Here is a 26,832-nt window from a genome sequence, read left to right as displayed (position 1 = left end):
GCGCAAAATGGTCGCCGTGGCGGATGACGGCGGTGCCTACCTCGGCAGGATGCGGATCCTCGACGCGAAGCCGGTGAACCTCGACGGGTTCAGCGTGACCAACCCGGACCTGGGTCTGGTCGCGATGCGCAGCCCGCACGATCCGGAACCTTCGCTGGTGTTGCGTGACGGTCAGGTCGTCGAGATGGATGGCAAGTCCGCCGCCGACTTCGACGTGATCGACGAGTTCATCGCTCGTTACGGCCTGGATCTCGACATCGCACCCGAGGCCATGGCGATGTCCGATGTCGAGCTGGCCCGCAAGACCGTCGACCCCAATGTGCCGCGTGCCGAGGTGGTTCGGCTGATCGGCGGCACGACGCCGGCCAAACTCGCGCGCGTCATCGCGGTGCTGACACCGGTCGAGATGCAGATGGCCATGTCCAAGATGCGGGCCCGCCGCACGCCGAGCAATCAGGCCCACGTCACCAATCAGCTGGACGATCCGATGCTGATCGCGGCCGACGCGGCCAGCGCGGTGGCCTACGGGTTCCGCGAGGTCGAGACGACGGTGCCGGTGCTCGGCGACGCGCCGTCGAATGCGGTTGCGCTGCTGATCGGTTCGCAGGTGGGGACGCCGGGAGCGATGGCACAGTGCGCGATCGAAGAGGCGCTGGAACTGCGGCTCGGCATGCGTGGGCTGACCAGCTATGCCGAGACCATTTCCATCTACGGCACCGAGCAGGTGTTCGTCGACGGCGACGACACCCCGTTCTCGAAGGCGATCCTGACCAGTGCCTACGCGTCGCGCGGTTTGAAGATGCGGGTCACCAGTGGCGGCGGGGCCGAGGTGCTGATGGGTGCGGCCGAGAAATGCTCGATCCTCTACCTGGAGTCCCGGTGTGTGTCGTTGGCCCGGGCCCTGGGCTCGCAGGGCGTGCAGAACGGCGGCATCGACGGGGTCGGCGTGGTGGCCTCGGTGCCCGACGGCATGAAGGAGCTGCTCGCCGAGAACCTGATGGTGATGATGCGCGACCTGGAGTCCTGTGCGGGCAATGACAACCTGATCTCCGAATCCGACATCCGCCGCAGCGCGCACACCCTGCCGGTGCTGCTGGCCGGTGCGGATTTCATCTTCTCGGGGTTCGGTTCGATCCCGCGCTACGACAACGCCTTCGCGCTGTCGAACTTCAACTCCGACGACATGGACGATTTCCTGGTCCTGCAACGGGATTGGGGAGCCGACGGTGGGTTGCGCACGGTGTCGCCCGAACACCTCGCCGCAGTCCGGCGGCGGGCCGCGACGGCCGTGCAGGCGGTGTACCGCGATCTGGGCCTGGCCGATTTCGACGACGGCCACATCGAGGAGGTGGTGGTCGCCAACGGGTCGCGCGATCTGCCGCCCGGGGACCCGAAGGCGGTCGCGGAGGCGGCCAACGCCATCGAGGCCAAACAGCTCACCGTGTTCGACGTGATCGCTTCCTTGAAGCGCACCGGGTACGACGATGAGGCCGAGGCCATCATGCGGCTCACGGCCGAACGCCTTCGCGGTGACCAGTTGCAGACGTCGGCGATCTTCGATGAGCAGTTCCGGGTGCTGTCAAAGATCACCGACCCGAACGATTACGCCGGTCCCGGAACGGGTTACACGCTGACCGAACAGCGCCGGGCCGAGATCGACAACATCCGCCGGCAGCGCAACACCTCCGAGCTCACCGCGGACCAGGCTGCGCATGCAGGCCACATCACCGTCACCGACCTCGAACCCGCCCGGCAGGGCAGTGATCCGCGAGAAGTGGTGATCGGGTTGTCGCCGGCGCTGGGCCGTAGCGTGTGGCTGAGCCTGTGCGGCCTGCCCATCGGCGAGGTGATCCGACAGCTCTCCGCCGGGCTGGAGGAAGAGGGCTGTGTACCGCGGTTCGTGCGGGTGCGCTCGACCATCGACGTCGGCCTGATCGGACTGACCGCCGCCAAGCTGTCCGGATCGGGGATAGGAATCGGCTTGCAGGGCAAGGGCACTGCCCTCATCCACCGTCGGGACCTGGCGCCCCTGGCCAACCTGGAGCTGTTCAGCGTAGCCCCGCTGCTGACCGCCAAGAACTATCGCGACCTGGGCCGCAATGCCGCCCGCCACGCCAAGGGCATGGCGCCGGTGCCGATCCTGACCGGCGGCACCGACGAGTCGATCTCGGCGCGGTACCACGCCCGCGCGGTGGCTCTGGTGGCCTTGGAGCGTGAGTCCAGTGAGCCGGGCCAGGCGCCCGTCACGGTGGAGGTGAGGAGAGCATGACCGAGAAATTCACCGTCTCCGCGGCTGTCGACGGCAAGCTGGACTTGTCAGATCTTCGGATGGATCCGGCGGTGCTGGCGCACCAGGCTGTGGTCGCCGAGGAGAACGGCAATCCGCAGCTCGCCGAGAACTTCCTGCGCGCAGCTGAATTGGCGATCATCGACGATGAAGAGGTGATGGGCCTGTACGAGGCGCTGCGTCCGCATCGCTCCACGGCTGCTGAACTCGACGCGCTGCAGGCGTCGCTGGAAACCCGCGGGGCCGCGCGCTGCGCCGAACTGGTGCGTCAGGCGGCCACCGTCTACGCCCGGCGGGGCTTGTTGCGGTGAGGGTTGTCGCCGGGATCGACGTGGGCAACCACACCACGGAGATCGTGGTGGCCCGGATCATCGGCGGCACCGTCGAGCCCATCACTCACGGCCAGGCGCCGACCCGGGGCCGCAAGGGATCCCGCGACTCCTTGGAGGGTGCGGCGACGTTGCTGCACCGCATCGAGATCGACGCTCAGGTACGGGCTGATGAGCTGGTGCTCTCGAAGATCCGGCCGGTCGACACCGAGACAGCTCCGCTGGCACCCGCGCCGTCACCGCGTTCACCGGTGCGCAGCCTGCGCAAGCCCGACGCCAGCACCCCCGCCGGTGCCGGGTATGCGGTGGGCCGGCACGTGCCGCTGGGGGAGTTGGCTTCTGAACCCCAAGCAGATCCGGTGATCGTGTCCGTCGACGGCGACACCGATTTCGAGGACGCCGCGGCCGCGATCAGCGCCGGAGCAGCCCGTGGCTGGACCATCGTGGGCGTACTGGCCGCCCAGGACGATGCGGTGTTGATCCGCAACCGGATTCCGCTCGACATCCCCGTGGTCGACGAGGTGATGCTCGCGGGACTGGCGCCCGGCGCGCTGGTCGCGGTGGAGGTGGTGGCCGAGGGACGCGCCTACCGGGCGCTGGCCGATCCCATCGCGCTGTGTGCCGCACTGGAACTCGGCCATGAGCAGATTCACGATGTCGCCGAATTCACCAGGGAGCTTGCGGATTCGCCTGCCATCGCGGTGACGGCGCGGACCGAGGCGCCGGAGCCGCCCGCGGTGGACGACGACTATGTCGAGTTCCGGATCGATGGGCAGGTGGTCCGCTACTCACCTGCCGAGGCCCACGCCATCCTGCGGCGCGAGCTGCCGGGCAGCGTCGTGCGGATCCGGTTGCGCACCATCCCGACCGCTGACCATGAGATCGCCGTAGACGACGCCTTTTTCACCGATCTCGCCGCTCTCGACAGCGGCACGTGGCTGCGCCGCGGAGTGGCCGATGCCCGCGGCACGGTGGTGGCCCTGCTGGCAGCCGATCATGTCGAGGACGCCGCGACGACGCTTGCCGAGTTGACCGGACGTCCGGCCCGCACGATCTCGACCGAGCCCGACGCCGCCGCCCGCGGTGCCCGCACCACGCCGGGGCTGCCGCCGGACTCGGTGGTGTGCGACATCGGCGGCGGCACCATCGATCTGATCGGTGCGGATCGCACGGTCACCGCGGCGGGTGCTGGGGAGACCATCACCGTTGCGGTGGCCCGCATGCTGAACATCCCGCGGGCACTGGCCGAGCGGGTCAAGCGCACCCCGGCGATCCGGGTCGAGGGCCCACACGTCGCGCACGAGGAGGACGGGCGGCGCCTGTTCCTGGACTCACCGGCCCCGGCCGACGCGATCGGCCGGCTGTGCACCCGGGGCACGGCCGGGTTGGTGCCGTTCTCCACGAAATTGGCGGCCGAGGAATGGCGCAGTCTTCGCTTGGCGATCAAGCAGGAAACGGTGGCCGCGAACATCGCCCGCTGCCTCGCCGCGTTCGAGAAACCCCCGACCGCGTTGGTGCTGGCCGGCGGCGGGGCACTCGATGACGAGCTGCTGCGCACGGTCGGTGAATCCCTGCGCGGTGTGGGAGTTGTGGTGGGGCGAGCAAACATCGACGGCGTGCACGGGCCGCGGTTCGCGGTCGCGTCGGGGCTGGTGCACCGGGCCGCCGAATCCGCAAGCTAGCCGCGTCTGGCTGATCAGGCTCGCCCTGGCGGGTCAGACGCCTCGAGGCACTTAAACCTAGACCTAGAGCTCTGATCAATGTGAACGGTCTTGCCGCCCAACCAGATACCTGAACAGGCAGACACGACCTAGCCGGCCGTCGCCGGGCGCAGGAAGTCTCCGGAGATCTTCACCGCGGGCGCCGACGAGTCGCCGCCCACCACCAGAGTGGCGAACGCGATGTCACCGGCGATCCCGGCGAACCACCCGTGGGAGTGCGTGTTGTCGCCGAATTCGGCGGTACCGGTCTTGCCGCCGAGGTCGGGGATATCGCTCAATTGCCTTGCGGTGCCCTCGGTCACGGTCTTGCGCATCATGTCCCGCAGCGCCCCGGTGACGGCGGCAGGCAACTGCTCCGAGGGGGTATCGGCGGTCACCTTGTCGCCGTCGACCAGGTTGGGCAGGATGGTCGAGCCGTGCGCCAGGCTGGCCTCGGCGACGGCGAGCCCGAATGGGCTGACGGTCACCGTGCCCTGGCCGATACCGTTCTCCACGCGTTGTGCGGCGGTGTCGGCGTTGGGGACCTTGCCGGTCACCGTGGTCAGTCCCGGGATGGTGAAGTCCACCCCGATACCGAATGCGCGGGCCGTGTTGGTCAGCGCGTCGGCGGGCAGCTTGTCCGACAACGCCGCCATGCTGGTGTTGCACGAATGGGAGAACGCCGACGTCAACGGCACTGTGCCCAGGTCGAAGTCGTCGTCGTTGGGAATGGTGCGGTTCTCGATCGTCAACTGACCCGGGCAGGCCACCGGGGTATCCGGGGTCGCCAGGTTGGCTTCGAGCGCCGCAGCGGTGGTGATGGTCTTGAACGTCGAACCCGGCGGATAGAGCCCCGAAAAGGCAATGGCGCCTTGCGGGTCGGCAGCGGCATTCTGCGCGGCGGCCAGGATGCCGCCCGTCGAGCCGGAGATCGCGACCACCACGGAGGGCCGCGCCTCCTGGGCGACGGCCTGCTGAGCGAGCAGCTGCAACCGCAGGTCCAGGGTGGTGCGCATCGGGTCGGTGGGTGCCGGTGGTTGTGCGGCCAGCTTCTGTGCGGGTGCGCCGTCGGCATCGACCAGGTACACCGACCACCCGGCGGCCTTGGTGATCCGGTCGTGCCACAGCTGGGCCAGCCCGCCGATGGCGGGGGAGGACAGTTGGCGGTCGGTGGTCAGCAGGTCACCCTGCTCGGCCACGGTGACGCCGGGAAGCTGGGTCAGTTGGTCGCGCACCGCGTTGAGATCGTCCTCACGCAGCTTCATCACCGTCACCCGGTCATCGGTGTTCGACGCGAACTGCGCGTTGATCGATTCGGCGGTGGTGGTGGCATCGAACGGCGCGAGCAGCGCGGCGAGCGGGGCGGCCGAAGCCAGGTGGGCGCGTTCCAGGGTGATCACCCCCACCGTCTGCCACGTCATCAACGGCTGACCGGTCCGGTCCAGCACCGGGGTCTGCAGGTCGCTGTCGGTGCTGTACTGAAACCTCAAGCCGTCCCGCAGATCTCGGTGTAGCAGCGTCGGTGCCCAGGAGATGCGCCAGTCCTCACCGGTCTTCGCCGCGGAGCCGGTGGTGTCGTAGGCGAAGTCGTGGCCTTCACCCCAGGACCATTCGTACTTCAGCGTCGCACCGGCCTCGTTGCCGTCCTCGGGTTCGGCACTGACCTTGACCGAGGCGGCGTCGCCCATACCGTCGAACATCGACTTGATTGCCGCCTCTGCCGCCGCGGGGTCGCTGGTCTCCGCCGCTGCGGCGGGAGCGTCTTTGCGTTGCAGGGCATCGGCAAACGCCGCGAAGCGGTCAGCCGGGTCGGGAGACGACGAACATCCCACGAGCGGGAGCAACAGGCACAGCAGCAAGAACCAGGCGCGCCATTGAGTCATGCCCCCAGCATGACATCAGAAACTATGCGGCCTTGTCCGTGCCTGACTCGGTGTTGGGCTGGGCCTCGTGTTTCGGCCTGGGCTTGAGCGAATTCCTGACGTTCTTCGCGACGTCCGAGATGGCGTTGCGTACGTCGTCGCGCCGGTGGGCGGGCGTGCGCTTGACGGGCTTCTTGGGGACATCGGTCGCGTCGCTCGTCGTCTCGACCTTGGGGTCGGCGAGCTTCGGGGTGTCCTTCGCCGCGTTGCGGTCGCTGGGTCCCGACGTCGTCGAAGGTGATGCGGTAGAAGGCAATCCGTTCCGGAAGTTGTCCGCGCCCTGCTGGAAGGCGTCGGGCAGCTGCTCGATGGTCTCGGCGATCCGCTTGGGCGGCGTGATCAACGAGAAGCGGGTCGGCGTAGCGGGATCGGAATAGTCGCGGTCCGTGTAGCCCATGTCGACGCCGAGCTTGAGGGTGGGTTCGATCGCGCCGAGCACGGGCTCGCTGAATGCGGTGGTGTTCAGCGCCGTCGACACGTCCCGGAACGGCTGCAACAACGGCAGATGCTCGGTCTTGACCAGGATGTAGGTGTCATGGCCGCCACCCGGCTGGTCTACCGGCGTCACGATGATCGCGTCGGGATCGTTGAGGTCGGTAGCGTCGGGCGTCGGGTCACCGTGCAGGTAGATGAACCCTGCGGCGGCGTTGGCCAGTGACAGCGGGTTGGCGTAGGCCGGGAAGTCGCCGATCGGGTCGTATTCGATGGTGATGAAGGTTTCGTCGTAGGGCGACTGCTCCGCTGCCCCGGTGCTGGTGAATCCGAGTAGCCCGAGCGGTCCCGTATTCGGGAAGCGGGCGTAGATTCCGCCGTTGGGCACCGTGGGCGCCGCGATGTAAACGAACTTCAGGGTGTCGGCATTCTGGGCGCCGCCGGCATCGAGTTCGCGCTTGTACTTCTCGGCGACGATCGTTCCCTCGGAGTAACTGACGATGTAGATCTTTCCGCCCTCGCCGACGTCGTCGCGGGCAATGCCGACCTGCTCGATCAGCGGCGCGCGACCGTCGGCCACGCTCGAATCGATCGGCAGCGTGGCCGAATAGTGGACGGGGTAGTACCGATCGCCCGCCGGCCCGGCGTATCCGCTGCCATAGGGCACGTAGTTGCCGCCGAACTTGTTCGGGATCCGCACACCTTCGGTGTCGTCTTTCCCGCCCACCCCGACCACGGCATAGTCACCCGGCAGGGTGGCAGCGAGCGCGTCGGCAACGTGTCCGAAGGCGAGCACCGCGGTCATCCCGGCGGTGGCACTGGCGACCGCGACAGCCGATGAACGTGCGTGCTTCCGATGACTGGCCACTGTGCACCTCCGGGTCGTGCGGGTGAAGCGACTGAGAACGGAGTGTGGGCCCGGGTCAGTCCGGGCCCACACTATGCCAGATGTTTGCTAGATGTGAGTGTTTTGTTACGGGCAGGCCACCTCGAGCTCGAAAGGTTTGGTCACCTGGTTCATTCCGTCCATACCGGTGGCGTCGCCCTTGATCGTGTACTTGTTGCCATCTTTGGTGGCTTCTGCGCTGCCGCCGGGTACGCCGGGCGTGTAGGCGAGGCTGATGCCGTCGACATTGCCCAGCGCCACGGCGCTCACCGACGGCTTGTCGCCCTCACTGACGGTGGCGGTGACGGCGCTCATTCCCTGGCCGACTGTCAGGCTGACATTGCCCGCGACCGTCGCGCACACAACAGTGCCCTCCAGCTTGTGGTCCTTGCCGTCGATGGTGACCCGGGCGGTGCCCGAGCCGGTTGTCGCTTGGGCACCTCCGGCCTCGGCCGAAGCTGTTGCCGACGCCGTTGCCGTGGCCTTCGTGTCGCTGGAGGTGTCTTTCTTGTCGCTCGACGAACAGCCAGACAGGCCTGCGACGATGATCGCGCCGCCGCCGACGGCTACCAGGAACTCACGCTTCACCACTGCTCTCCTCACGGTTGCGCAGCCAGCCATGAGCGGCGGGCTGTCAGGCAGAAGTATGGAGTTTGCGCAGGTCGTGGACGTGGGTTTGGGCGAATTGTTCGCCACGGGCCCGGGGCAGCCGTAAGTTCAGCGTCATGCAGACGTTGCGTACACCGGAAGACCGTTTCTACGATCTGCCTGAATTTGCTTATCCGCCAGCATATTCCGATATCGATGACGCGGACGGCGGCCATCTGCGCGTGGCCTGGGTGCAGGATGGTCCGGCCGAAGCCGATCCCATCTTGTTGTTGCATGGGGAACCATCGTGGTCGTTTCTGTACCGCCGGATGATCCCGATCCTGGCCGGCGCGGGGTATCGCGTCGTCTGTCCGGATCTGGTCGGCTTCGGCCGGTCGGACAAGCCCACCCGCATCGAGGACCACAGTTATGCGCGGCATGTCGAGTGGATGCGGGCGCTGGTCTTCGACGTGCTGGACCTGCGGCGGGTGACGTTGGTCTGCCAGGACTGGGGTGGTCTGATCGGGCTCCGGTTGGCTGCCGAGCACCCGGACCGGTTCGCAAACATCGTCGTCGCCAACACGGGCCTGCCCACCGGGGATATCCCGATGCCGGAGATCTGGTGGCAGTTCCGCACCGCGATCCAGAACCTGCCGACGATCGACGTCGGGCGGTCCGTGGAGTCGGGATGCCGGCGCCCGGTCAGCGCCGAGGTCCGGGCCGCTTACGACGCCCCGTTCCCCGACGACTCGTACTGCGCGGGCCCTCGCGCGATGCCGGGCCTGGTACCCACCTCGCCCGACGATCCGGCGTCGGCCGCCAATCGGTCAGCGTGGAATGTGTTGGCGGCCAGCGAAACTCCGATGCTGGTGGCATTCAGTGACGGTGACCCGATCACCGGCGGCATGGCGCCCATCCTGAAGCGGGAGATGCGCGGCGCGCACGGCGTCGACCATCCGGTGATCCGCGACGCCGGTCATTTCCTGCAGGAGGATGCCGGCGAGGAACTCGCCGAGGCGATCGTCGAGTTCCTGGCCGACCGTTCGGCTACGGGCAGGTGACCGCGATGTCGAACGGCATGTCCACCGGTGCACCCGGCTGGTTGGGGTCGATGCCCATGCCGGTGCCGGTGATGGTGTAGCCCTTGCCGTCGCGTGCGGCCACGACCGGCGCGCCCGACAGGCCGGCGAGGTAGGTCAGCGACGACCCTTCGCCGTTCACGTCGCCGATGTTCACCGACTGCACCACCGGGGCCTCGCCGTCGGTCAGCGCCACCGAGGCCGGCATCTTGCCCTCGATGCCGATCGTGGTCAGCCCGTCCTTGGTCTCGCAGCTGACGCTGGTGACCGGGCCGGCGTCGTTGGGACCGAAGGTGACCCGGCCCTGGCCGGACTTCGTGGAAGAACCCGAATCCTGCGACGAGCATCCGGCGACGGCAGCCAGACACACAGCAAATCCGGTGGCGATGACAATGGGGCGGCTCATGACCAAATTCACGTCCGCAGTATGGTCGCGTCCGCCCCCATGACGGAAATCGGACGCGCATCCGGTTGAATACACAGTGTGGACCAGCCGTATTTCACCGTGGAGGCCGAATTGCCCGGCCGATTCGGCCGGGTCGGCACCATCCACACTCCGCACGGCGACATCCAGACCCCGGCGTTCATCGCGGTCGGCACCGCGGCCACCGTGAAATCGGTGCTTCCCGAGACCATGAAACAGCTTGGTGCCCAAGCGATTCTGGCCAACGCCTACCACCTGTACCTGCAGCCGGGCCCGGACATCGTGGCCGAGGCCGGCGGGCTCGGGGCGTTCATGAACTGGCCGGGCCCGACCTTCACCGACAGCGGCGGCTTCCAGGTGATGTCGCTGGGTGTCGGGTTCAAGAAGGTCCTGGCAATGGACACCGAGCGGCTGCAGAAAGACGACATCATCGCCAAGGGCAAGGAGCGCTTGGCTGTCGTGGACGACGACGGCGTCACGTTCCGCTCCCATCTGGACGGCTCGAAGCACCGGTTCACTCCCGAGGTCTCGATCGGTATCCAGAACCAGCTCGGCGCCGACATCATCTTCGCGTTCGACGAGCTCACCACCCTCGTCAACACCCGCGGCTACCAGGAGAGCTCGGTGCAGCGCACGCACGAGTGGGCGGTGCGGTGCCTGGCCGAGCACCACCGGCTGCAGGGACTGTCGCCGGAGCGGCCCCGGCAGGCGCTGTTCGGCGTGGTGCAGGGCGCCCAGTACGAGGATCTGCGCCGGCAGGCCGCCCGTGGGCTGGCAGAGATCGGGCAGGAGGCCGGTCCCGCCGAGGGACTGAGCTTCGACGGCTACGGCATCGGCGGTGCGCTGGAGAAGCAGAACCTCGCCACCATCGTCGGCTGGGTCAGCAGCGAGCTGCCTGCCGACAAGCCCCGTCACCTGCTCGGGATCAGCGAACCCGATGACCTGTTCGACGCGGTGGCCGCCGGAGCCGACACCTTCGACTGTGTGTCGCCGTCGCGGGTGGCGCGCAATGCGGCGGTGTACTCGGCCACGGGGCGGTTCAACATCACCGGTGCCAAGTACAAGCGGGACTTCACCCCGATCGACTCCGAGTGCGACTGCTACACGTGCGCCAACTACTCGCGCGCCTATATCCGGCATCTGTTCAAGGCCAAGGAGATGCTGTCGGCGACGTTGTGCACGATCCACAACGAGCGGTTCGTGATCCGGCTGGTCGATCAGATCCGGGCGTCCATCGTGGCCGGTGAGTTCGACGAGCTGCGGGCGCACGTGCTGGGGCGGTATTACGGGGTGCCCGCCGATGAGCGCTTGCGCGAAGAGCGAAAAGCCTGAGTGAACTGTCCTCATTTTCTACGCGTGCACAATAAGTAGATGGAGACCGTCACCGACGATCAGGCCCCGCAGGCCCTGCTCATGCAGCTGCTGGACCCGGCCTGCCGGGCCGATCCTTACCCGTCGTTCAACCGGATCCGCGAGCTCGGGCCGCTGCACCTGCCCGAGTCGAACCTGACGGTGTTCTCGTCGTTCGCCGACTGCGACGAGGTGTTGCGGCATCCGGCGTCACGCAGCGACCGGGCCAACTCCACCATCGCCCAGCGGCAACTGGAGGCTGATCCGGGACCGCGTCCCCGCGGCACGGCCAGCTTCCTGTTCCTCGACCCGCCCGATCACACGCGGCTGCGCAAACTGGTCAGCAAGGCTTTCGTGCCGAAGGTGATCCACGCGCTCGAACCGGACATCACCGAGCTGGTGACCGGGCTGCTGGACGACGTCGAGCGACGCGGCTCCTTCAACGTCATCGACGACCTGGCCTACCCGCTGCCCGTCGCGGTGATCTGCCGGTTGCTCGGTGTGCCCGTCGCGGATGAGCCGAAGTTCAGCAGTGCCTCGGCCCTGCTCGCCTCGGCGCTGGACCCGTTCCTGGCGTTGACCGGGCACACCTCGGATCGGTTTGACGAGCAGATGGCGGCCGGGATCTGGCTGAACGATTATCTGCGTGAGCTCATCGACGCCCGTCGCAGCGCCCCGGGCGAGGACCTGATGTCGGGGTTGATCGCGGTCGAGGAGTCCGGGGATCAGCTCACCGAGGACGAGATCGTCGCGACGTGCAATCTGCTGCTCGTCGCCGGGCACGAGACGACGGTGAACCTGATCGCCAACGCGACGCTGGCGATGTTGCGGCACCCGGCCCAATGGGCGGCACTCGGTGCGGACGCCTCCCGGGCCTCGGCGATCATCGAGGAGACCATGCGGTACGACCCGCCGGTCCAGTTGGTCGGCCGAATTGCCGGTGAAGACATGACAATCGGCGACATCACGATCCCGGCCGGCGACACCATGCTGCTGTTGCTGGCAGCCGCTCACCGCGACCCGGCGGCCAACGAGCGACCCGACGATTTCGATCCGGACCGAGAGAACATCCGGCACATCGGATTCGGGAAGGGGCCGCATTTCTGCCTGGGTGCTCCGCTGGCCCGACTCGAGGCCTCGGTGGCGTTGTCAGCGGTCACCGCCCGGTTCCCGCAGGCGCGTCTGGCTGCCGATCCGGTGTACAAGGCGAACCTGACGCTGCGGGGGATGTCGACGTTTCCGGTCGATCTGCGGCGCTGAGCAGTAGCGCGAGAGCGATCGTCGCGGCCGTCACGGCTGCGGTGGCCGGCCATCCCAGCCATCCCACCGCGGCTGTGCCGAACGCGGTGCCCAGGCTGCCGCCCACGAAGTACACCACCATGTAGGCGCTGTTGAACCGGGCGGGTGCGGTCGGGTCGATGGCCAGGACCGTGCTCTGATTGGCCACCTGGGCAGCGAACAGTCCGGCGTCGAACACTGCCAGGCAGACCAGGGTCAGTACGGGATTCGACAGGCAGCCCGCAAGAACGCTCGCACTGACGGCGGCCAGGACCAGTCCGATCGCTGTGACGCGTCGTGCGCCCACCCGGTCGGTCCACACCCCCGCGATGCGCGTCGCGACGATGCCAAGGAGACCGGCGAGCGCGTACAGGCCGATCCGTTCGGCCGAGTACGCGTACGGCGGTTGCGCCAAGGCGACGGCGAGTCCGGCCCACACCGCGCAGAAGGCGAAGAACCACAACGCGCCGCGGAGCGCGGCGAGGCGTAAGGTGCGGAATCGCAGGTACAGACCGGGCAGACCGCGCAGCGTCGCCAGGTAGCTGCCGGTCGCCGAACCGGCCGTGCCGGGGAGTACCCGGAATACGACGAGCGCGGTGACGGCGAATGCGACAGCGAACACAAGCAGACCGCCTCGCCATCCGAACGTTTCCGTCAGCCAGCCACCGGCGATGCGGCCGCCGATGATCCCGGCTGAGATGCCCGCCGTGACGATGCCCAGTGCGGTTGCCCGGCGGCCGTCGGGGCTGAAGCGTGCGGTGATCGAACTCAACTGCGCGCCGACGGTGGAACAGGCACCGATCACTCCGATGGTGAGCGCCAGCATCCACAGCGAGCCGGCGGCGGCGTTGGCTGCCATCGCTGCCGCCAGCACCCCGAACTGCGCGGCGAGTACGTGTTTGGGCGCAAATCGGTCGACGAGCGGCACCAGCAGCGCGAGCCCCGACAAATAGCCGATGGGTCCGCAGGCCAGTGCGATACCGACCTGGGCGATCGAGATGTCAAGGCCGCCAGCGACATCGGCTATCGCCGGTTGCAGTGGATAGATCGCTGCGGTACCGAGGGCGGCGGCAATCGCCATGAACCACACGGTGATTCGATGCAGATCGGGTTGTGCTGTCATGGATGTGACGTTATGAGTGCTCAGGTCAGCGTGCTGGCGGAAATCGGACCACGCGGTGTGGGAGAGTGACGGCATGCCGTTGTTCGCCCGTTCTATAGCGCCTGTGCGCCCGAGAGGTCTAACTTACAAGATGTAAGTTATCCGACGGAGGGGGCTGCGACGTGGGTGAGCGCTATGTGGTGATCGGTGGTGGGCTGGCGGGATTGGCCGCAGCGGTATGGCTGAGCGAAGCCGGAAAGAGCGTCGTCCTGCTGGAACGACGGGGTCAGCTCGGCGGGCGCACTCATGCGATGCGGGCCGAGATTGCCGACGACACACCTGACAACGGTCAGCACGTGGTCGCCAGCGGGTATCAGCACCTGTGGCGCTATCTCGCCAGTGTCGGCACCCGGCAGTTCATCGAGTTTCCCAAGAGTTCGACACTGCGCTGGCCCGATGGACGCAGCACCACCATGCAGACCACCGGCCTCGGTGCGCTCCGCGCTCTCTTCGGGGTCCATCCCGATGCCGGCGTCGCCGACCGGTTGCGAGCGGCACGCGCCACGCTGCGGTTGGGTTGGCAGGCGTTGCATCAACCGGCCGACCTGGCGGATCTCAGCACCGAGCAGTGGTTCCAGCGGGTGGGTATGCCTGCTCCGGCTCGAGAGGCATTGTGGGACTGGCTCGCGCTGGGGATCGCGGCCGAACCGGTGGCTCGTGAATCGGCCAAGGTGTTCGCCAACGTGATGGCCACCGGCTTCCGGCTCGGTGTCAAGCACCGCACCCCGGTCACGATCGGCTATCCCACGGTGGACCTCGACACGCTCTACATCACCGGGGCGTTGCGGGTGTTCGAGGAGCGCGGTGTCGATGTGCGGTACCGCTCGGTGGCCCGGAAGATCGTGATCGACGAGGGCAGGGTCACCGGCGTCACCCTGTCCGACGGCACACAGGTCCCCGCCGACGCCGTGGTCTGCGCAGTGCCCAACTCCAATATCGGCGGGCTGCTCGATGATCTCCCTGAGCATCCCGAAATCTATGCCGCGGCAGACAAACTCGGTTACACACCGATTGTCAGCACCAATCTCTACCTGGACCGGCCACTCGGGACCGAGTCCGCGTTCGAGGGTCTCATCGGCGGCACCGGGGTGATCGACGAGGTCTTCGACCGCCAGATCATGCATGGCCGCAGCACCGAGCGGGCCTGGCTGTACTGCCTGACCACCAGTGGGGCCTACGAGCAGATCCACAAGAGCAACGACGAGATCGTCGACGAGCAGCTGGCACTCCTTCGCCGGTACTACCCGGCGGCGGGTGAGGCCCAGGTGGTTCAAGCTCAGGTGGTCAAGATGCCCAAGGCGACCTTCTCGCAGGTGGTGGGAACCGATGCGCTGCGCCCGCCGCAACGAACCTCGGTGCCCACCTTGGTGCTGGCCGGCGACTGGACCGCCACAGACTGGTCGGCCACCATGGAGAGCGCCGTGCAGAGCGCCGCGAAAGCTGTCGACCTGTTACTCGGCCGGAAATGAGCCGGCGCCGCATGTCCGGTGCCGACCGCCGGGCCCAATTGCTCGATATCGCACGCGAGATCGTCGCCGCGGACGGTTACGCCACGTTGTCCATCGAGCGCGTTGCGAGCCAGTCCGGTGTCACCAGAACCGTGGTGTATCAGCAGTTCACCGACCTGGCCGGGCTGACTACCGCACTGCTGGACCGGGAGTCGGCGATCGCGTTCGCCGGTATGGGCACGGTGGACCAACCGGATCTGGATCCCGAGCAGCTTGGCCGCGGCATTCTCGACTACCTGCACGCGGCGCCGACTAGTTGGCGCATCATCCTGCGGCCGCCCGAAGGGGCACCGGCCGAGGTCCGGGAGCGCATCGAGCTGGGCCGCGCCTACGCCAGGAAGGTCAGTGCCAGACACTTGGCCGCCGCGGCAGGCGTGGACCTCGACGCGGACGGGACGACGGTTCGAATCCTGTTGTCCGCCATAGAAGAACTTGCCCGATTGCATCTGGAGGACCCTCATGGCCATCCCGACGAGGAAGTGCTGACCTATCTGCGGTCGCTGGTCGGGTGGGCGGTGGGAACCGCGCGAGAGACTACAGCGGGTTGAGGATCCGCTGCAGGAATTGGCGGGTGCGTTCTTCCTTGGGATCGCCGATCACCGCGGCGGGTGGGCCCTGCTCCAGGATCACTCCGCGGTCGGTGAACAGCACCTGATCGGAAACCTGCCGGGCGAACTGGATTTCGTGCGTGACGATCACCAGCGTCCAGCCCTCGACGGCGAGGTCGCGGATCACCGCCAGCACCTCACCGACCAGTTCCGGGTCCAGCGCCGAGGTCGGCTCGTCGAACAGCACCACCTTCGGTTTCAGCGCCAGCGCCCGGGCGATCCCGACGCGCTGCTGCTGGCCGCCCGAGAGTTGATACGGATACTTGTCCTGCTGGTCGGCCAGCCCCACCTGGCGCAGTAGCTCGGCGGCCTCGGCGAGCACCTCCTCGCGCGGGCGCTTCTGTACCACCAGCGGGCCTTCGGTGACGTTCTGAATCACGGTCTTGTGGGGAAAAAGGTTGTGGGACTGGAACACAAACCCGCTCTGCGCCCGGTAGCGGCGCAGCTGGTCCTTGGGCACCGGCTTGGAGAAGTCGAGTTCGGTGTCGCCGACCCGGATCACCCCTGAGTCCGCGACATCGAGGGCGTTCAGGGTGCGCAGCAGGGTGGTCTTCCCGGAACCCGACGGGCCGATGACGGTGGTCGCGGTGCCCCGCGGGACGGTGAACGAGACGCCCTTGAGCACCTGGAAGTCGCCGAAGGCCTTGTGCACATCGGTGGCGACGATCCGGTCTTCGCGTTCTGTGGTCATCGCGCAACATGCCTTTCCAGTCGGCGTTCCAGGCGACTCTGGCCGAACGACAGCACCAGGCAGATCACCCAGTAGTAGATCGCGGCGGTGCCGTAGAGCGCGAAGAACTCGAACGTCGGCGCCGCGACGATCTGGGCCTGTCGCAGGAGTTCGGTCACCAGGATCGTCGACGCCAGTGAGGTGTCCTTGACCAGTGAGATCAAAGTGTTGGACAGCGGCGGGACCGCGACCCGGGCGGCCTGCGGCAGGATGATGCGCCGCAGCGTGCCGGTGTAGTTCAGCCCGATCGTCTCGGCGGCCTCCCACTGCCCCTTCGGGATGCTCTGGATCGCCGAGCGGATGATCTCGGCGGCATAGCCGCCGACGTTGAGGCTGAACGCGATCACCGCGGCCGGGAACGGGTCGATCTTCACCCCGAACTCGGGCAGCGCGAAGAACACGATGAACAACTGCACCAGCAGCGGGGTTCCGCGGATGATCGAGATGTAGAACCGGGCGATGTTGCTCAGCACCACATTCGGCGACAGCCGGGCCAGCGCCACCGCCAGGGCGATCACCAGGCCGATGGCGAAGCTGATGATGGTCAACGGGATGGTCATCGTCAGCGCCGCTTTGGCCAGCGGCCACAGATTGTCGGCGATGAGCTTCCAGGTGGAGCGTGGGGCCGGAGCGCCTTCCGCGGGCGCGCCGGAGGCGTTGGCCTTGAGGTACTTCTGGGAAATGGCGGCCAGGGTGCCGTCGGCCCGCAACTCGTCGAGGGCGGTGTTGAGCTCGGGCAGCAGGCCGCTGTCCTTGCGCGCGGCGAAGCCCTGTTCGCTCTTCTCGCCGACGGTGCCCGCGATCTTCACCGACTTGTCGTTCGTCTCGGCCAGATACGCGTAGACGGCGATGCTGTCGTTGACCACGACATCGACCCGGCCCTGGTTGAGGAGCTTGATGGCCTGGGTGAATCCTTCGACCGCCTCCACGCGGGCCCCGGCATTGCGGGCGATCTCGGACCAGTTGCTGGTGGCGTTCTCCGCGGCGACCTTGCCCTTCAGATCGGCGAGGGACTTGATCGAGTTGTCGTCGGCGCGGGTGACGATGACGCCCTCGCCGATCGAGTACGGCTGGGACAGGTCGTATTTGGCCTTCCGCTCGGGCGAGATGGTGACCTCGTTGGCCACCACGTCGAACCGGTTGGCCTCGAGCGCGGCGAAGATCGAATCCCACGGTGTTTCGACGAATTCGACTCTGACGCCGATCTTGTCGCCGACCGCGCGGGCGACGTCGACGTCGTAGCCGACCAGTTGACCCGTGGCGGTGTCGTGGTAGCTGAACGGGGAGTACACACCTTCGGTACCGACCCGCAGCACACCGGCGGACTTCAGCGGTTCGTCGGTATTGCCGGCCTTTCCTCCGCACGCGGCCAGTATCACCGTGACGATCAGCAGAAGTCCGAGCAGCGGAATTCGTCGGGAGCGCACCGCCGGACGCTAACAGGGGCACGCCGGATTCGGCAGGCTTCTGCTCAGCCCGGGTGATAAATCCACGGATGCCGGGGCAGGGCGGTCGGATCGAACCGGGAGAGCATGCCGTCGAGATCCAGCGCCGGCCAGCCCAGTGAGCCGCTGATCTGTTCCAGCGCCCGCTCGACGCCGATCTCGGCCAGGGTGACCGCCCCGTCGCGTTTCGCCAGGCGGGCACCGTCTTCGTTGAGCACCAGCGGAACGTGCGCGTACATGGGTTCGGGGTAGCCGAGCAGCCGGGCCAGGTACGCCTGACGCGGGGACGAGCTCAACAGGTCGTCGCCGCGCACCACCTGGTCGACGCCGCCGGCGGCGTCATCGACGACCACGGCCAGGTTGTAGGCGGGCACCCCGTCGCCGCGGCGCACCACGAAGTCGTCGATGATTCCGGTGTAGCTGCCGTGCAGCAGGTCGGTGACGGTGCCGACGAACGTGTCGGTGCGCAGCCGCAGCGCGGGCGGGCGACCGGTTTCGGCGCGGCGCTGGGCGCGTTCGGTCTCGGTGAGGTCGCGGCAGGTGCCCGGGTAGGCGCCTTCCGGTGCGTGCGGCGCACGCGGAGCCTGGGCGATATCCTTTCGGCTGCAATAGCATTCGTACAGCAGTCCGCCCTCGAACAGCTCGCCGATCACCGCGTCGTAGCGGTCCTCGTGGCCCGTCTGCCATTGCACCGGCTCATCCCAGGTCAGCCCGAGCGCGGCAAGATCGGCCACCTGACGGTGCCCGATCTCGGGAAAGGTGCGGTCATCGAGGTCTTCGACCCGCAGTAGGAAGCGTCGCCCGGTGGACCGGGCGAACAACCAGGCCAGCACCGCGGTGCGCAGGTTGCCGATGTGCAGGTCGGCCGACGGGCTCGGCGCGAACCGCCCGGCGGGGGTTGGGCTCACGCCCGCAATCTAGCTAATCGCGGTTCCAGGGCGCCGTCTCGCCCATCTTCTCGTAGTACTTCGCCAGGTGGCTCTTCACTCGGTCGATGTCGCCCTTGGGGAGGTCGACGCCGCCGCGGGCACCGTCCATGATCCCGCCGGCCGCCATCACGCCGCGGGGCACGGCTTCGAGCTTGCCGCCGATCACGTCGGCGATCAGCAACTTGTAGGCGGTGAAGTTGTCCTTCTGGTCCTTGTCGTACCAGACGTGTGCGTCGCGGTACTTCTGGTTGGGTTCGTCCTGCGCACCGGCCCATTTGCGGACCCGTTTGTCGGCGGCATCGCCGTCCCACTCCCGGTCCCGGTCGGCCAGTGGCAGATCCTGAAATGCGGTTACAGACATGCTGTTGGCGTGCCCGAACCGGGCGGCCGGTAAACCCGCCACTCACGCAGTACACCGGCGCTCCAGCGCCTCGATCACGGCCGGGCAGATGTCGACTCCGTACAGATGCTCCATCGCCTGCAAGCCGCCAGGACTCTCGGCGTTGATCTCGATGACCTTGTCGCCGATCATGTCGATGCCGACGAAGAACATCCCATCTTGCTCGAGCTTGTCGTGCATCGCCTCGATCACCGCGCGCTGCTTCTTGGTGACCTCTTCGGGCTGAACCCGGCCGCCCTTGCAGATGTTGGCTCGCGGGTCGTTCCCCTCTGGCACCCGCCGGAAAGCGGAGGGATGTCCGTCGACCTCGATGAGCTCTCCGTCGAGCAGGAAGATCCGCATGTCGCCGTCCTCGGCGCCCTCGACGTACCCCTGGGCGTATATGTAGCCGTCTTCCAGCACCGCCTCCATCATCTGGTTCAAGTTGGGCTCGTCGTCGCTGACGATCATGAACACGTTCCGTCCCTGCGCGCCGCACAGCGGTTTGATGATGGAGCGGCCTTCGGACGCGATGAAGTTCCGGACGTCGTCCACGTTTTGCGTCACCAGAGAGCGCGGACGGATCTGCGCCGGAAACTCGTCGAGGTACACCTTCAACGCCGCACGCATGAGCACCGCTGGGTTGTTGACCACGGTGACGCCGTGAGCCACGAGTAGCTGCCCGAACATGGAACCCAAGCTGCTGGCCCACGGCCGATCCTGCCGATCCTCGACCGAGTCGTTCCGCAGAAACACGGCGTCGAGTTCGTCCATGCGGATGTGCTTGGCCGAACTCTCCTTCATGCGATCGATGAACGCGGTCAGCGTGTCCCTGTCCCGGGCGATGCCGGGACGTGCGTGCGCCCCGATCTCACCATCGGGCTCGCCGATACTGACGTCGCTCAGCCCGACGTACCAGACCTCGTGGCCCATAAGGGCGGCCGCCTTCGCGAGGCGGGTGGTCGCGTACTCGTCGACCTCGGTCTCCGCGCGATTGACCAGAAATGCAATCCTCATGCGGCCACATCCATTTCGAGTAGGTCGGCGGCGCTCATTCCGCCACGCATGTGTTCGAGTCGCACATCTGCCTTGGGCGCAGACAGCCAGCGTGGCCGCGCCCGCGGAGGTTCGAGAATCCCTTGCTGAATCAATTCCTCCACCAGCGGCGCATGGTCGAGTGAGAGCTTGCCGGCGAGTAGGGGATCGATGCTGCGTCCTTGGGCGAAGTATTCGAGGACTCGTTCGATACCGCGCAGGTAGATGATGTCCTTCGTCGACCCTCCGGCGTAGGTAACGCGGCTCGTCACCGACCACGCCGTGCGAGGCGCGAAGGCATGAGCCTCGGTCAGGTGTTTGAAGATCTCGATGAAATCCGCATGAGCCAACATCATCGATGCCGCCTCGACTCGCGCAGCGAGGACGCGCATGCGGCGGGGATCGAGTCCTCCTACGACGTACTCGGCCAGCACCGCAAGGCCTTCCTGCGTCTCCTCGTACAGCGGTAGCCCGACGGACAGGAGACCCAAGGGCTGCGCCTCGCCGTTGCGATAGGTGAGCACGTGGGTCCCGACCTCGTGCTGGATCAGTGGCTGTACCCGGTTCGCGCGGAAGGAGGCAGTGGCAGGAATGTAGAGCCTCCCGAACGACACCATCAGATCGGCGACGTCGTCCCGCACTTCGACCGCAACCGGAAACTGTGGATAGGCCGACTCCAGTTCCGCGCGTGCCGCTTCCGCGAAATCCGTGGCGGTGACGCTGGTCGACGTGATCGGCGGCGGATCGATGAGCTCGAGCAGTGAGCGAGCCGTGGTACACAGTGAGTCCCCCGGTTCTCCGTAGAGCTGAAGCGCGCCGTACCGAAACCGCGACGTGTCTCGGTCCTCGAGCAACGTGATCTGCCGGGCCATCTCGTCGCGTTTTGCACGGAAGAGAGAGTTGAGCGCCGGGTTCTCCACCAGCTCGATCTCCACGTCGTAGAGCTCGCGCCTGACCAGATCCGGGTCGAAGGCCAGCGGCCTGGACTGCAGCGTGGGTGATGACACGAACCCTGAGGAGGCGAAATCCCGCCACGCCTCCGCTCCATTGGTGGGCGTGACGTTGAGCAGGAAGTTGAGCTCGCGCTCGATCTCCGTCAGATGTGCATCGACGTCCAAGGCTTCCTGCGTAAGGGGCGAAGTTCGACCCACCTGCTATCGATACCCAATTGCCGCCCTCGTCAATCCGGTGTTCGAAGCTGTTCCCACTAACGTTCAGGAGATGGCAGAGCGGAGAATCGCCGGCGGCACGATCCAGGTTGAGCATCGAGACGGGCTGGTCCGCGCACGGGGCGTGCGCTACGGCAGCGCCAGACGATTCGAGATGGCCGTACCGCCTCCGGCCTGGTCGGGGGTTCGGGATGCAACCCAATCGGGCCCGGCGTGCCCGCAGCGGCCGTCGCGTCTGGCGTGGGTAACCGGTGACGCGCTGAAGGGCTTGTCGACGGACGAGAACTGCCTCGTGCTGTCTGTCACCGCACCGGCCGATGCGCGTCGGCTGCCGGTCATGGTGTGGTTCCACGGCGGTGCCTACGTCGCGGGCAGTGGTGAGTCGGCCAAGTACGACCCGAGTGCCCTGGCCCGCGCCGGGAATGTGGTGGTGGTCAACGTGAGCTACCGGCTCGGGATCTTCGGGTATCTGGCGCCACCCGGGGTCGGCGCGGACAACCTCGGACTGCGCGATCAGATCCTGGCGCTGCGGTGGGTCCAGGACAACATCGCGGCGTTCGGTGGCGACGCGGCCAATGTCACCGCGTTCGGTCAATCGGCCGGTGCGCATTCCGTCTGGTCGCTGATGTTGGCTGACGAGGCCGAGGGCCTGTTCCACCGCGCGATCCTGCAGAGCGCGCCGCTGGAGTTGGACGACGGGCGTGACGACATGGCCCATGCCATGGGCTCGGCGATGGCGACCTCGTTGGCCGGCGCCGACCCGGCCGAGGCGAGCGTCGAACAGCTGCTGGCCGCGGAAGGTGCCGCCGTTGCCGCTGCGCAGAGCTTCGGTTTACTCGGGGGACTGGCATTCGCACCGCGGCTCGGGCGGGGGCCGCTGCCGGCACCCGCGGACGTACCCGATGCCGTCGCCGCGGCCGCGGGCCGCATCGAGCTGCTCATCGGCTACACCAGGGACGACGCGGCACCGTTCGTCGCGATGGACCCTCGGGTGGCCCGGCTCAACCGGGTGCCCGTCCTCGGGCGTCTCGCGGTCCGGGCGGGTTCGAAGGCGATCACCAAACAGGCATTCTCCGGCCCGGCCGAGCGCCTCGCGCAGGCCTGGCGGACCCACGGCGGCCGGGTGGGAACGTACCGATTCGACTGGGCACCGTCCAACGCCCCGCTGGGTGCCTGCCACTGCATGGAGTTGCCGTTCCTGTTCGGCTCACCACAGACCTGGGCGGACGCCCCGATGCTCGGCCCACAGCGAACGATCGACCCTCAGCTTTCCGCCGAGATGCGCACTCGCTGGACACAATTCGCCTACCGCGGTGTCGACGCGCTGCCGGCGCCGACGCTGCGGTTCGGCTAGCGGGCGGGCGCCATCCCCGGGTTGAACACCGGTGGGGGCGGCGCCACGGACGTCTTGCCGGTCGGCGGGGGAGCGCCCTTCTCGATGTCGATCGTGCCGGTGTACTCACCGTTCACGTACTGATCGCTGTGCCAGCCGCCGTCGATGTCCTTGTAGTCGCAGCTGGAGTATCGCTGTCCGCCGGATGTCGAGGTGTTGTACGTGCCGCCGGCATCCTTGCACTCGGCCTTGATGGTGCCCTCCGGGATCGCATTCGCCGCCGGCGCGGTGAGCACGAAAGCGCCCAACATGACAGGCATCGCGGCCCATCGGAGTCGAGTTTGCTTGATTCTGCAAAAAGTGCTCGGTCCAGTCATGGTTGCCGCCCTCCGGCTTGTTACCGAACTGCTCAAACAGGCCGCCATCCGGCGTCGCTGCACAGGTAACCAACTATCGCACTGAATTTGCTCAGTGTTACCGGATGGATCAGTAATCGGCCGGATCGGGCCGTTCGACACTGCGTGGGGTCAGGCCCAGGCCGCGCACGTGTTGGGCGATGGCACCCAGGCTCGTCACCCACACGTCGTCGAATCCGCGCACGTAGGCGATCAGCTCCTCCAGCGCTTTGGCCCGGGACGGCCGGCCGGAGACGAACGGGTGGTTGGTCAGCACCCAGCAGGCCCCGGCGTCGCGCATCGCGTCGAACTCCAGGCGCCACACCTCGGTCGCCTTGACCGGGCTGTCGATCACGCCGGTGTCGTACAAACCCGGTACGAAGCAGTATTGCTGTATGTCGTCGAGGCCCCACCCGATGGGGATCTCGACCAGCGGTCCGCCGCCGTCGACCGCCAGCTCGTACGGATGGTCGGTGTCCATCAGGCTGCTGTCATAAAGAAAACCCTTGTCCCGCAGGAGCTTCGGTGAATGCCAGTTCAGCTCCCACATCGGGGCTCGATACCCGATGGGGCGCACGCCGGTGATCTGCTCCAGGGTGTCCGACGCCCGGTCGAGAATCGCGGCCTCCTCAGCTTCGCTCAGGCCGCGCAACGGCTCGTGCAGGTAGCCGTGGTGGGCGATCTCGTGGCCTGCGTCGACGATCGCCCGGGCCACGTCCGGGTAGCGGAACGCGGTGTAGCCGGGCATGAAGAAGGTGGAGGTGATGTTCTGCCGGGCAAGTATTTCCAGGAGGCGGGGCATCGCGGTCAGCGGTCCGTAGGCCTGGTGGCTGATCGCCGACATGCGGTCGGCATGGGCATGCGAGACGCCCAGCATCGCGGCTTCGGCGTCGACGTCGAACGTAAACGAGGCGGCGCATCGGGCACCGTCGGGCCACGGAACGGGTGCTGCTGGCGTGGTCATGGCGGCACAGTACCGGAGCGCCGAACATGTGCCGTATTGGTAAGGTTTCGGCAAAAATCGGACGCGGTGGTGTGATGGCGATGACGGGCGAAGGCCCACCCTTACGCGGGCGCGTCAGCGAATGTGCGGCACTCCGACAGCTGGTGTCAGCGGCAGGCTCGGGTGGCAGCGCGGTGCTGGTGGTTCGCGGTGAGGCGGGTGTCGGCAAGACGGCGTTGCTCGACTATCTGGTCCAGCAGGCGCCGGGCTTCCGGGTGACCCAGGTGGCCGGGGTCGAATCCGACATGGAACTCGCCTTCGCCGGATTGCATCAACTGTGCGCGCCACTGCTCGACCGTCTCGACCGGCTTCCCGAGCCGCAGCGCGACGCGCTCTCGGTGGCGTTCGGTCGTGGCGTCGGCCCGGTACCGGACCGATTTCTGGTCGGCCTGGCGGTGCTGAGCCTGTTGGCGGCCGCCGCCGACGACAAGCCGCTGCTGTGTGTGATCGACGACGCGCAGTGGCTCGACCAGGTCTCGATACAGACCTTGGGCTTCGTCGCGCGGCGGCTGCTGGCCGAGCCGGTGGTCCTGGTGTTCGGGGTCCGCGACAACCACGACGGAGCCGCCGCCGACGTCCTGCCCGGACTGCCCGAGCTGCGGGTCGAGGGCCTGTCGGACAGCGACGCCAGGGACCTGCTGGACTCGGTGGTGCTGGGCCGGCTCGACGAGCGGGTCCGTGACCGGCTCATCGCCGAATCCCGCGGCAATCCGCTGGCCCTGCTGGAAGTGCCGCGCAACGTCTCGGCCGCTGAGCGGGCCGGTGGCTTCTGGATCGTGGGGACGCGGCCGTCGGTCGGACAGGTCGAGGAGGGCTTTGTCCGCCGAATCCAGGCACTGCCCGCGGACACTCGTCAGTTGGCGCTGCTCGCGGCGGCGGATCCGGTCGGCGATCCGGTGGTGTTCTCGCGTGCCGCAGGGTATTTGGGTATCAGCATGGATGCGCTGGCGCCTGCCGAGGCCGCCGGGGTGATCGAGTTCGGCGCCCGCATGCGGTTTCACCACCCGCTGGTTCGGTCCGCGGCTTACCGCGCGGCGGACGTGGCCGACCGCCGTGCGGTACACCGGGCGCTGGCGAGGGCCACCGACCCGGTGTCGGATCCCGACCGTCGCGCCTGGCACGCCGCCAACGCCGCGGCCGGGCCCGACGACGCGGTGGCCGCCGAACTGGAGGCCTCGGCGTGGCGCGCGCACAGCCGCGGCGGAATAGCTGCCGCGGCAGTATTTCTCGAGCGGGCGGCGGTGCTGTCCGACGATCCGGCCCTGCGCAGTTCCCGGGCGATCGCGGCTGCCGAGGCCAAACGCGAAACTGCCGCTCCGGCAGCTGCTTACGAGCTGCTGTCCCTGGCCGAGCTGAACCCCTTGACCGACCTGCAGCGCGCCCAGGTGGACCGGCTCCGCGCGCAGATGGAGTTCACCCGCAGTCGGGGTGGGCAGCCAGGGGCACCGCCGGTTCGTCATGCCGCCGCGTTACTGCTCGACGCCGCCATGCGGCTGGAGAACCTCGACGACGAGTTGGCCCGGGAGACCTACATCGAGGCGATGGCTGCGGCCATGTTCGCCTCGCGCAGCCAGCCTCAGGCCCTGGTGCACGCTGCTGAGGCCGCACGTGCGGCGGTCGCGGGGATCACCGCGCCGACCCGGCCCATCGACTATCTGCTGATCGGCATGGCGAAGCTGGTCACCGAGGGACTGCCCGCCGCGGTCGACCACCTGCGTACCGCGCTGGAGCTGTGGGCTGAGCAGGCGCGCGGGCATGACGGCAGGGCGCTGCGCTGGCTGGCCCTGGCGTTCCCGATCATGCACGAATCGGTGGCAGGCGAGCTGTGGGATTTCGAGTCGAACGATCAGCTGGCAACCGCCATGGTCGGCTACGCCCGTGCCACGGGTGCGCTCGCCGTCTTGCCGTCGGCGATCGCCCACCAGGCCGGCGTGCATGTGATGGAAGGCGAATTCATCACGGCGGCAAGGCTTATGGAAGAATCCGACACGATCTCGACAGCCATCGGTCACCACCCGATGAAGTACCACAAGCTGGAGCTGGCGGCGTGGCGTGGAGATCTGTCCGAGGCCGGCGACCTCATCGAGGCGGGCATGGCCGAGGGCACCGCCAAGGGTGAGGGCCGGCTGCTCGGGATCAGCGGGTATGCCGCTGCAGTGCTCTACAACGGTCTGGGCCGGTACGAGGAAGCGTTGGCCGCGGCCCGGAAAGGCTGCGAATACGACGATCTCGGGTTCTACGGTTGGTCCCTGCTCGAGCTGACCGAGGCCGCCGCGCGCGTCGGCGAGCGGGATCTCGCCGAGGACGCGGTGCGCCGGCTGGAATCGGGTGCGGGCGCCAGCGGAACCGATTGGGGGCTGGGGGTGTTCGCCGGCGCGCGGGCCCTGGTGGCCGACGACACCGAGGCCGATGCGCTGTTCAAGGAGTCTCTGGAGCGCCTCGGCCGCACGCGCGTCAGGGTGCAGTTGGCCCGGACCCACCTGCGCTACGGGGAATGGCTGCGTCGGCAGAAGCAGCGCACCAGCGCGCGGGAACAGCTCACCATCGCGTACGACATGTTCACCAAGATGGGCGCGCATGCGTTCGCCGAGCGGGCCCGCCGCGAGCTGACCGCCACCGGAGAGAAGGTACGCAAGCAGCCGCTGGCCTCCGGTGATGAGTTGACCGCCCAGGAGGCGCAGATCGCGCAGCTGGCCCGCGACGGGCTGACCAATCAGGAGATCGGCGCGCAGTTGTTCATCAGCACCCACACCGTCGAATGGCATCTGCGCAAGGTCTTCGTGAAACTGGGAGTCCGCTCGCGCAGGCAACTGCGTTCTGTGTCGTGGAGCAGCTGAGACCACGGGTTTTCAAGGGTCCCA

Annotated in this window: 23 protein-coding genes; 10 read left to right on the top strand and 13 right to left on the bottom strand. The window is 67.4% G+C overall.

The window, feature by feature from the left end:
• Positions 1–49 precede the first annotated feature (49 nt).
• From G6N57_RS04065 to G6N57_RS04055, 3 genes are read left to right on the top strand one after another with little or no spacing between them, the layout of a single operon-like run.
• The gene (locus G6N57_RS04065) at positions 50–2,269 is read left to right on the top strand and encodes a propanediol/glycerol family dehydratase large subunit (RefSeq protein ID WP_077741916.1); all 2,220 of its coding nucleotides are present in this window, start codon (positions 50–52) and stop codon (positions 2,267–2,269) included.
• Positions 2,266–2,598, top strand: a complete 333-nt coding sequence (locus tag G6N57_RS04060; protein WP_077740606.1) for a diol dehydratase small subunit — start codon at positions 2,266–2,268, stop codon at positions 2,596–2,598. Before G6N57_RS04065 ends, G6N57_RS04060 begins: the two co-directional genes overlap by 4 nt.
• On the top strand, positions 2,595–4,298 hold the full coding sequence (locus G6N57_RS04055) for a diol dehydratase reactivase ATPase-like domain-containing protein (RefSeq protein WP_077740605.1): 1,704 nt from the start codon (positions 2,595–2,597) through the stop codon (positions 4,296–4,298). Before G6N57_RS04060 ends, G6N57_RS04055 begins: the two co-directional genes overlap by 4 nt.
• 128 nt (positions 4,299–4,426) lie before the next feature.
• Here G6N57_RS04055 and G6N57_RS04050 read toward each other — a convergent pair whose 3' ends face one another.
• From G6N57_RS04050 to G6N57_RS04040, 3 genes are all read right to left on the bottom strand, one after another.
• On the bottom strand, positions 4,427–6,199 hold the full coding sequence (locus G6N57_RS04050; protein WP_077740604.1) for a penicillin-binding transpeptidase domain-containing protein: 1,773 nt from the start codon (positions 6,197–6,199) through the stop codon (positions 4,427–4,429).
• Between the two features lie 22 nt (positions 6,200–6,221).
• The gene (locus tag G6N57_RS04045; protein WP_133118377.1) at positions 6,222–7,538 is read right to left on the bottom strand and encodes a PE-PPE domain-containing protein; all 1,317 of its coding nucleotides are present in this window, start codon (positions 7,536–7,538) and stop codon (positions 6,222–6,224) included.
• A 105-nt stretch (positions 7,539–7,643) separates the two neighbouring features.
• Positions 7,644–8,144, bottom strand: a complete 501-nt coding sequence (locus tag G6N57_RS04040) for a lipoprotein LpqH (RefSeq protein WP_077741915.1) — start codon at positions 8,142–8,144, stop codon at positions 7,644–7,646.
• A 137-nt stretch (positions 8,145–8,281) separates the two neighbouring features.
• On the opposite strand from G6N57_RS04040, the gene G6N57_RS04035 reads away from it, so the two are divergent.
• A complete protein-coding gene (locus G6N57_RS04035; RefSeq protein WP_077740602.1) occupies positions 8,282–9,205 on the top strand; it encodes a haloalkane dehalogenase in 924 nt (307 codons plus the stop codon).
• Here G6N57_RS04035 and G6N57_RS04030 read toward each other — a convergent pair.
• Complete coding sequence (locus G6N57_RS04030) at positions 9,192–9,629, bottom strand: lipoprotein LpqH (protein WP_234815835.1); 438 nt, start codon at positions 9,627–9,629, stop codon at positions 9,192–9,194. The genes G6N57_RS04035 and G6N57_RS04030 overlap by 14 nt on opposite strands.
• Before the next feature lie 78 nt (positions 9,630–9,707).
• Between G6N57_RS04030 and tgt the strand changes: the two genes are divergently transcribed.
• Together tgt and G6N57_RS04020 are read left to right on the top strand one after the other, a co-directional pair.
• The gene (gene tgt / locus G6N57_RS04025; RefSeq protein ID WP_077740600.1) at positions 9,708–10,979 is read left to right on the top strand and encodes a tRNA guanosine(34) transglycosylase Tgt; all 1,272 of its coding nucleotides are present in this window, start codon (positions 9,708–9,710) and stop codon (positions 10,977–10,979) included.
• Between the two features lie 39 nt (positions 10,980–11,018).
• Positions 11,019–12,257: a cytochrome P450 gene (locus tag G6N57_RS04020; RefSeq protein WP_077740599.1), complete on the top strand. Its 1,239-nt coding sequence runs from the start codon at positions 11,019–11,021 to the stop codon at positions 12,255–12,257.
• Here the strand turns inward: G6N57_RS04020 and G6N57_RS04015 are convergent.
• Positions 12,154–13,398, bottom strand: coding sequence for an MFS transporter (locus tag G6N57_RS04015; RefSeq protein ID WP_077740598.1), 1,245 nt, complete (start codon positions 13,396–13,398; stop codon positions 12,154–12,156). The genes G6N57_RS04020 and G6N57_RS04015 overlap by 104 nt on opposite strands.
• A 161-nt stretch (positions 13,399–13,559) precedes the next feature.
• Between G6N57_RS04015 and hpnE the strand changes: the two genes are divergently transcribed.
• Positions 13,560–14,906 carry a hydroxysqualene dehydroxylase HpnE gene (gene hpnE, locus G6N57_RS04010; protein WP_077740597.1) on the top strand — a complete coding sequence of 449 codons (1,347 nt, stop codon included), beginning with the start codon at positions 13,560–13,562 and terminating at the stop codon, positions 14,904–14,906.
• Positions 14,907–14,917: 11 nt separating this feature from the next.
• Positions 14,918–15,493 carry a TetR/AcrR family transcriptional regulator gene (locus G6N57_RS04005; protein WP_077740596.1) on the top strand — a complete coding sequence of 192 codons (576 nt, stop codon included), beginning with the start codon at positions 14,918–14,920 and terminating at the stop codon, positions 15,491–15,493.
• Here the strand turns inward: G6N57_RS04005 and G6N57_RS04000 are convergent.
• Genes G6N57_RS04000 through G6N57_RS03975 form a run of 6 tightly spaced genes read right to left on the bottom strand, consistent with a single transcriptional unit; the run spans position 15,480 to position 21,189 of the window.
• Positions 15,480–16,244: an amino acid ABC transporter ATP-binding protein gene (locus tag G6N57_RS04000; protein ID WP_077740595.1), complete on the bottom strand. Its 765-nt coding sequence runs from the start codon at positions 16,242–16,244 to the stop codon at positions 15,480–15,482. The genes G6N57_RS04005 and G6N57_RS04000 overlap by 14 nt on opposite strands.
• A complete protein-coding gene (locus G6N57_RS03995; protein ID WP_077740594.1) occupies positions 16,241–17,710 on the bottom strand; it encodes an ABC transporter permease subunit in 1,470 nt (489 codons plus the stop codon). Before G6N57_RS03995 ends, G6N57_RS04000 begins: the two co-directional genes overlap by 4 nt.
• Positions 17,711–17,754: 44 nt before the next feature.
• Positions 17,755–18,636 (bottom strand): tRNA glutamyl-Q(34) synthetase GluQRS, encoded by an 882-nt coding sequence (gene gluQRS / locus G6N57_RS03990; RefSeq protein WP_077740593.1) that lies wholly within the window; start codon positions 18,634–18,636, stop codon positions 17,755–17,757.
• Positions 18,637–18,649: 13 nt separating this feature from the next.
• Positions 18,650–19,018 (bottom strand): hypothetical protein, encoded by a 369-nt coding sequence (locus G6N57_RS03985; protein WP_077741914.1) that lies wholly within the window; start codon positions 19,016–19,018, stop codon positions 18,650–18,652.
• A 42-nt stretch (positions 19,019–19,060) separates the two neighbouring features.
• Entirely contained in the window at positions 19,061–20,053 is a 993-nt protein-coding gene (locus G6N57_RS03980; RefSeq protein WP_077740592.1) for an ATP-grasp domain-containing protein, read from the bottom strand.
• Positions 20,050–21,189, bottom strand: a complete 1,140-nt coding sequence (locus tag G6N57_RS03975; protein WP_197908784.1) for a peptidase MATCAP family protein — start codon at positions 21,187–21,189, stop codon at positions 20,050–20,052. The genes G6N57_RS03980 and G6N57_RS03975 overlap by 4 nt, the downstream gene beginning before the upstream one ends.
• A 103-nt stretch (positions 21,190–21,292) precedes the next feature.
• Here G6N57_RS03975 and G6N57_RS03970 point away from each other — a divergent pair, with 103 nt between their 5' ends.
• Positions 21,293–22,594: a carboxylesterase family protein gene (locus tag G6N57_RS03970; RefSeq protein ID WP_077740590.1), complete on the top strand. Its 1,302-nt coding sequence runs from the start codon at positions 21,293–21,295 to the stop codon at positions 22,592–22,594.
• Here the strand turns inward: G6N57_RS03970 and G6N57_RS31775 are convergent.
• Positions 22,591–22,884, bottom strand: a complete 294-nt coding sequence (locus tag G6N57_RS31775) for a hypothetical protein (protein WP_174814455.1) — start codon at positions 22,882–22,884, stop codon at positions 22,591–22,593. The two genes, G6N57_RS03970 and G6N57_RS31775, sit on opposite strands and share 4 nt — an antisense overlap.
• Before the next feature lie 175 nt (positions 22,885–23,059).
• Positions 23,060–23,932, bottom strand: a complete 873-nt coding sequence (locus tag G6N57_RS03960) for a polysaccharide deacetylase family protein (RefSeq protein ID WP_077740589.1) — start codon at positions 23,930–23,932, stop codon at positions 23,060–23,062.
• Between the two features lie 74 nt (positions 23,933–24,006).
• Here G6N57_RS03960 and G6N57_RS03955 point away from each other — a divergent pair, with 74 nt between their 5' ends.
• On the top strand, positions 24,007–26,808 hold the full coding sequence (locus G6N57_RS03955) for a helix-turn-helix transcriptional regulator (protein WP_097926387.1): 2,802 nt from the start codon (positions 24,007–24,009) through the stop codon (positions 26,806–26,808).
• Positions 26,809–26,832: the final 24 nt, after the last annotated feature.

The sequence above is a fragment of the Mycolicibacterium boenickei genome (genome assembly GCF_010731295.1).
Taxonomy (GTDB): Bacteria; Actinomycetota; Actinomycetes; order Mycobacteriales; family Mycobacteriaceae; genus Mycobacterium; species Mycobacterium boenickei.
Note: the sequence above shows the minus strand (reverse complement) of the source record. Positions and strands in the feature narration are given on the sequence as shown.